At 42.8% G+C, this 6,096-nt stretch carries 6 protein-coding genes and 1 pseudogene; 4 read left to right on the top strand and 3 right to left on the bottom strand.

Annotation, left to right across the window (positions count from 1 at the left end; genetic code table 11):
* From MHN01_RS13555 to MHN01_RS13565, 3 genes and pseudogenes are all read right to left on the bottom strand, one after another.
* A pseudogene (locus tag MHN01_RS13555) lies at window positions 1-577 on the bottom strand (hypothetical protein); the annotation flags it as partial.
* Window positions 570-1,388 (bottom strand): cellulose biosynthesis protein BcsQ, encoded by an 819-nt coding sequence (bcsQ, locus tag MHN01_RS13560; protein ID WP_239411830.1) that lies wholly within the window; start codon window positions 1,386-1,388, stop codon window positions 570-572. The gene bcsQ and the pseudogene MHN01_RS13555, both read right to left, overlap by 8 nt.
* A gap of 25 nt (window positions 1,389-1,413) precedes the next feature.
* Window positions 1,414-1,596 carry a hypothetical protein gene (locus MHN01_RS13565; RefSeq protein WP_239411831.1) on the bottom strand — a complete coding sequence of 61 codons (183 nt, stop codon included), beginning with the start codon at window positions 1,594-1,596 and terminating at the stop codon, window positions 1,414-1,416.
* Between the two features lie 529 nt (window positions 1,597-2,125).
* On the opposite strand from MHN01_RS13565, the gene MHN01_RS13570 reads away from it, so the two are divergent.
* The 4 genes from MHN01_RS13570 to MHN01_RS13585 all read left to right on the top strand — a co-directional run.
* On the top strand, window positions 2,126-3,658 hold the full coding sequence (locus tag MHN01_RS13570; RefSeq protein WP_239411832.1) for a BcsE family c-di-GMP-binding protein: 1,533 nt from the start codon (window positions 2,126-2,128) through the stop codon (window positions 3,656-3,658).
* Window positions 3,655-3,816, top strand: a complete 162-nt coding sequence (locus MHN01_RS13575; protein ID WP_239411833.1) for a bestrophin family protein — start codon at window positions 3,655-3,657, stop codon at window positions 3,814-3,816. The genes MHN01_RS13570 and MHN01_RS13575 overlap by 4 nt, the downstream gene beginning before the upstream one ends.
* Window positions 3,817-3,839: 23 nt before the next feature.
* On the top strand, window positions 3,840-5,516 hold the full coding sequence (gene bcsG / locus MHN01_RS13580) for a cellulose biosynthesis protein BcsG (RefSeq protein WP_239411834.1): 1,677 nt from the start codon (window positions 3,840-3,842) through the stop codon (window positions 5,514-5,516).
* A gap of 128 nt (window positions 5,517-5,644) precedes the next feature.
* On the top strand, window positions 5,645-6,096 hold a 452-nt coding region (locus tag MHN01_RS13585), incomplete at its 3' end, for a cytochrome b/b6 domain-containing protein (protein WP_239411835.1).

Genomic DNA, 6,096 nt, shown 5'->3' on the forward strand with positions numbered 1-6,096 from the left:
GTATCATCATTGCCATCAGCCAAAGTAACAACACGAAAATGACTTGGGCCTGCCAGGCAAAAGGAACAGTAAGACAAAGCACTGAAGCAACACCAACCAACACTGTCAGCAATAACTTGGAGAAGCTCACTCTTTCGCGCTGGTTTACTGATTGGGATTTATCTGCCGCCTTTTCGACCCACGCCCCAACCCAGTTCATGACGGCCATAGGAAGGCCGATAAACCACAATAGGCCGTCTTTTAAGGCGTCGCTAACCTTCCCACCTTCTCGTCGAGTTCGTCCCACACCGTTTTGCCTAACCACAAGCAACCATAACGCCTGAATCAAGCAACGTACCGGATCCAAAAACCGAGGCCTGGCAAAGTTAATATGTGGGAAAAGTGCGAGAGGCAATGTCCAAGCTTGAAGCCCAAAAACTGTTGGCCGCAGAACGACAGAGCAGATACAAAACCAAATGAACAAAATAAAACGACCTGAACTCGACGCATGCTCACTTTCAGGATATGCCGTCAGGTGTTTGTTGAAGCTCTGGATAACGGAGGGCTTGATAATCCCTCTTGCAATGAAGCTAAGCATAACTGCCTTCATCACTTCCGAGTGCCGAAATACTCCACAACGCTAAAGTTTTGAACTCAGCGGCGGCAAGACTGCCGGGAGAATAGCAACTCACGGTTTGTAAATTAGCGGTCGCTTCCGCAAGCGCTTCATCGAAATGAATCGGGCTTGAAATTAAGGTCTCTCCCCATACTTTTTTCATATAAAAGGAAAAGTCACTACTCACTTCACTCGTCGAATAGAACTTATTCGCAAGCAGTTTGATTTTGGAAAGTTGGCTAACACTTATACCTTGGGCATCGAGAATGGAATAACAAGCTGTATCGGGGTTCACCACGACTAAGTGCAAATCAATAGTGGCGTGCAACTCGCGCAGATGCTCCATGAAACTGCTAGTGAAACTAACGGATGGCAAATGAATGACGGCATAGTCGAATTGATCAGCAAGCGTTGTCAGCATCTCAGAAAAAAAACTATTGGACAGCCTGTACACTGATTTGGGATCAGAAAAAAAATCGACTTTATGCTGTTTACTAATACTCTTCTCTCTGCCAGATAGTACAGGTTTCGCTTGTGCTCCAAAGGGAAGAAAACTCACCCCGGCAGGGCTTTGATGAAAGGCAAGAGCCCAATCCTCACCACAATATTCGCGGCTAGCCCAACCATCGCCATCTGTCATTTTCATCGAGAAGTACACACGAAGAAAATTACGAAGGTCCAGATCTACAATAGCAATTTTCTTATTAAGATCATGAAGCCCACCAGCCAGATTAGCAGCAACCGTAGATGCACCAACCCCGCCCTTCAAGCCAGAGACAGCAATTAATTTCATCTATTTAGACCTTTCGAAGAATAAGTTATGGCTCTTTTGTTTCTATTATTCCATTAACAGACTTCGGATGACGCTCATTGACTTCATCAAAAACGCCCCAGCGCCCGTTAATAATGCGAGCTCTTTCGTTATCGGCAAACTCTTCATAGTCAAACTCATCCAAATGATATGATGATGCTATGTAAGAAAGATCTGATTCTATATCCATATCACTTTATAGTTATATTAATGAACCAAATTGTATTGATGACAGAGATCAGCCGCAAATCCTTATAAAGTTATTCACTGCTTTTAACTCTCAGTTCAACAATACACTCAACATTATGCTTCTCTACTTATAATCATAATTATCAACATAATAAGAATAGCAGAAGTTAATAAAACGGCCACAATCTGACTTTTTTATTGCACTTTTTTTTACTCTTAGTTGAGAGCCAGGTACAAAAGCAAGCGTCACCCCCGCCTCAGACTTTACCAACTCATAGCTGTCCTCTTTGCCTCAACGCCTTATGCGTCAGAGTTTCGCTGGTTATGGGGAGTGTCCCAATGAGTTTATCCTGCTGAAAATTGACCAAATTGCGATTTTGGTACTAGGCTTATTAACAATTGGTGGGAGTCGAAACTGAGATAATTTGATTGTACTTTATCCGTATTTTGGCTATTTGGCACACCGATCAACTCTAACTTGCCTTAAATGTAAATTTAGTGACTGTAAGAGAGTATGAGCAATATAGGTTATGACTAATTTTATTCTTTCAGAAGATGATAATGTGATAAGTTTGCTTGAAACTGATCCTTGCTCCCTACGAGGACCACATGTAGCAGACTCAGATTATCACGTCTTACTGTTTAATACTTCTTATGATTGCTACCAACAACTCTCTAATAAGAATAAAAACAAGCTTTTAGCACTTTATCATGAAGTATTCTTTTTAAAGAGTAGTAACAGTCTGAAAAATATTGTTCAGATACTTGATGATATAGAAAAAATCCCTCTCACATCAGGTACTACATTATTTGTACTGTCTGATAGCAGTTTATTCTCACCTGATAACAACGAACAACTCAGCGCTGCATTATCTCGCTTGAAAATCTGGCAACTTCAGTCAAACATCGCTGTGTACTTCTGCGTTTATGACGTCCGCCATAATAAGTCGCTCGTTTCTGCGTTATTGGCTCATTGCAACCAGATTGAAAGCACATCTCTCGTGAGTACTTCAGATGAAACGAATTACCAATATACGCTTCTTTTTGCCCACACCAAACAGGGCATTATGACTAACGCCGACTACGACTTCGATTCGAGCCAAAAGACATATACCCCAATCGAAGACAAAGCGTACTTGCACCATTTATCTATCACCGACACTATCACTGACAACCGAGAAATTTTAACGTTGTCCTCTTTGTTAAAAGAAAATGAAATCCCCCCAACTCAGTTTCGGTTCTTTGAGACTCCCGAAGAGATTCTAGAAGCATCATTGACCAACAGGAAAGCAACCATCGTTTTTCCATGTGTTTCCTATGAAGCAATTGAGGAGATAGCACGTTTCGCCTTCCAACTAAGGACATCTTGTGGCCTTCAACTGAAAATTATTGTCAGGGAACTCATCCAATGTATCAGCTATTTTGATGAACGCCTGTTATTGGACTCGGGTGTCAATCTTATCGTTCCCGCCGAAGTTTCTTTCTCTCACTTTGTCAGCCAGACGCTCGCAATACAGAACCAAGTGTATGTTGGTCAGCTCCCGGAGAAATATGAAGACCTTCTCAACTTGCGGCCACGTTACACTTATTCAGGCCAAAGCGATATAACGTTGTTCACCCAGCACGTTAAGTCACTTATTTCACAGCAAATGAGTTTAAGAATAGATTTTGCTTTGTTAAGGCTCAACAAACTCCCGAGCCAAGACATAACAGAGTGTGCTTCATTGTGTAAGCTACGGCGTGATGGCGATCTACTCACAATCGGAGATGGTGTTATTTATGTTTTTTTAAGTGCGATTAGAGCCAATGATATAGACGACGTACTAAACGGAATCTTTCATCTCAAGGTCAGTGAGCTATTTTCAAGTTATTGCGTTTTTATCAACCCGGTTGACATTATTGAAGAACTTACCAACGCAACAACGCCACATTTGAACAAAAGCATCAAATCTAAACCAACGCGCTGGCGAACAAGCAAACCGTTACCTAGCCATAAGACTACGACTCGCGTCTACGCCAAGCGCGTTCCTCTAGAGCGGAAATCTCAGAGGGTACTACCATGAATCTGACTGATTTTATCCTGACAATTTCGATTGCGATTGCTGTCGGCTTTGTACTTGGTTTTTTCACCAACTCCGTCGTTTCCCAAGTACGTCGACACTGGCTAAACAGGCACCTTAGCTATTTCAAGAAATACAAAAACAAAGATGATGTATTGTAATTCACGCAGGGACATGGCTTATCATGACATCGAAACAACTCAGTGAAAAAATATCCTGGTCTCTGGGCTGGTGGAATATCTATTTTTTGCTCAAGATAGCCTTAAAAATTAAAGGGATAATAGGATTTTCGACCCTCTACAATTTTGCCTTTTTCTTTTTCCTACTGATCCCTGTGACTAACAAGGCGCTAAGGGCTGCCAAACATATCATTGCCGTGATTGCTGGCCTATGGCTGTTTCACTATGACTCGTTCTTACCACCACTTGACCGGTTAACCACCCAACTTTCTCAACTGCTACAATTCGATACACTCTATCTGCTTGAGCTGCTTACCCGGTTTATCTCTCTTGATGTCATCCTTTTACTCTGCCTTATCCTCATCGGTTACTACTTTGCTCAGCAAGTCTTTCGGGTAACGAGCCTGGTAATGATCACCATGGTATTTTTTAGTTTTAGTAATACTGAAAAGCCGCTCTATGTACAGGCCAAAGTACCTACTACCCATGTTTCACAAAACGACATACATCAAGCCCGTATCACTCCGCCCCAAACAGTGTCGGCCTTATCCGCAGAACCTCCTGGCGCTGAATTAAAGCTTCCTGACATCATTGACGATATCAGCCTTAATCAATACCGAAAGGCTTTTTTCGCTAATGAAACGCAAAAACGTTCTAGCTTACAAAACGGACTCAGCCTGAACCATGACTTTGATATCCTCCTGTTGAACATCTGCTCGATATCCTGGGACGATCTCGACCTAACGGGCCAAGCTACCCATCCATTATTGGCAGAATTTGATATCCTGTTTGAAAATTTCAATTCTGCAACAGCCTATAGTGGCCCAGCCGTTATTCGTCTTCTGCGAGCCAGTTGTGGACAACAAGAACACACCAGCCTCTTTGAAACTGCAAGCAACAAACAATGTCTGCTATTTGAAAACCTGGCGCAACTTGGTTTCAATAATGAATTGCTTATGAACCACAACGGTGAGTTTGGGAATTTCATGACCCACATCAGCAACAACATCGGTGCGCTCTCTCCCGCTGTCGACCTTGCTAAGTTGTCGCCATACCAGAAAAGCTTTGATGGCTCGAGTATTTACCGAGATGCCACAGTATTAAATCAGTGGCTTACCCAAACTAACCAAACTCGCAATACCCCTACAGTCACCCTGTACAATTCTATTTCTGCCCATGATGGAAACCGGATCATTCGAGGCAATTCAGGCAGTAGCCTAATCAGCTACAAGCAACAGCAAAAAAATGTGCTCGATGATCTCTACGCATTTGTAAACCAGCTTAAAAAGTCACATCGTAATCTGGTTGTGATATTCGTCCCCGAGCACGGCGCTGCAATGCGTGGCGACAAAATGCAAATCCAAGGTATGCGAGAAGTCCCGACCAAGGCCATTACGCATGTTCCTGTCGGCATTAAATTCTTTGGTCCCAAGCTCAATATTCAAGGCGATAAAATACAGCTTAGCCAACCCAATAGTTACCTTGCGATTTCCGATTTATTAGGAAACATTATCGCCACCGATGTCTTTTCCGGTAAGCCCTTCCAGTTGAGTGATCTTGTTCAGAACCTTGATGAAGTCGGGATTGTCTCTCAAAACCAAGGAACAACCCTTCTGGAAATCAGAAAATCCTCTTTCTTGACACTGGATGATGAAAGCTGGCTCCAATATGGAGCCAACTAGAGATAGGTTGTCACTTCTCGCACCGTTTAAATTGTAAATGTTTGAAAAGATGGCATAAGCAACATGGTATGACACTGTTAATTCTGTAAAAATAATCACACTTGATTAACAATTACAGGATATAAGCAATGAATGTATCGACGCGAACCTGGGATAGCTTTGTAAGAGGTTATCACTGGTTGCAAGCCTGTTCCGTTGCCGGATTATGGTATACCGGTACGGAAGGTCTCATGGACTGGCACTTCGCACTTGCCTATTTCTTATTGGCTCTTCTACTCACCCGCCTAGTGTGGGGTCTGGTTGGTAGTGAAACAGCCCAGTTTCGTCATTTTGTCCGCTCTCCAAAGGCTGTCATCCATTATTTGACGTCATTACATAATAAGGACAGTCAACCGACTCAACATCCCGGACACAATCCGGCAGGTGGTTATATGGTGCTTTGCTTCTTTGCTTTGCTGAGCATCCAGCTTATTACTGGATTATTCGCCAACGATGACATTATTTCAGAAGGCCCGTTCGCCATGTATGTAAGCGGCGAAATCAGCAGCTTACTCACGGAAATTCATGCAATTAACTTCAG

Origin of the sequence: Photobacterium sp. OFAV2-7, from assembly GCF_022347985.1 — a bacterium.
In the GTDB taxonomy this organism is placed as follows: domain Bacteria; phylum Pseudomonadota; class Gammaproteobacteria; order Enterobacterales; family Vibrionaceae; genus Photobacterium.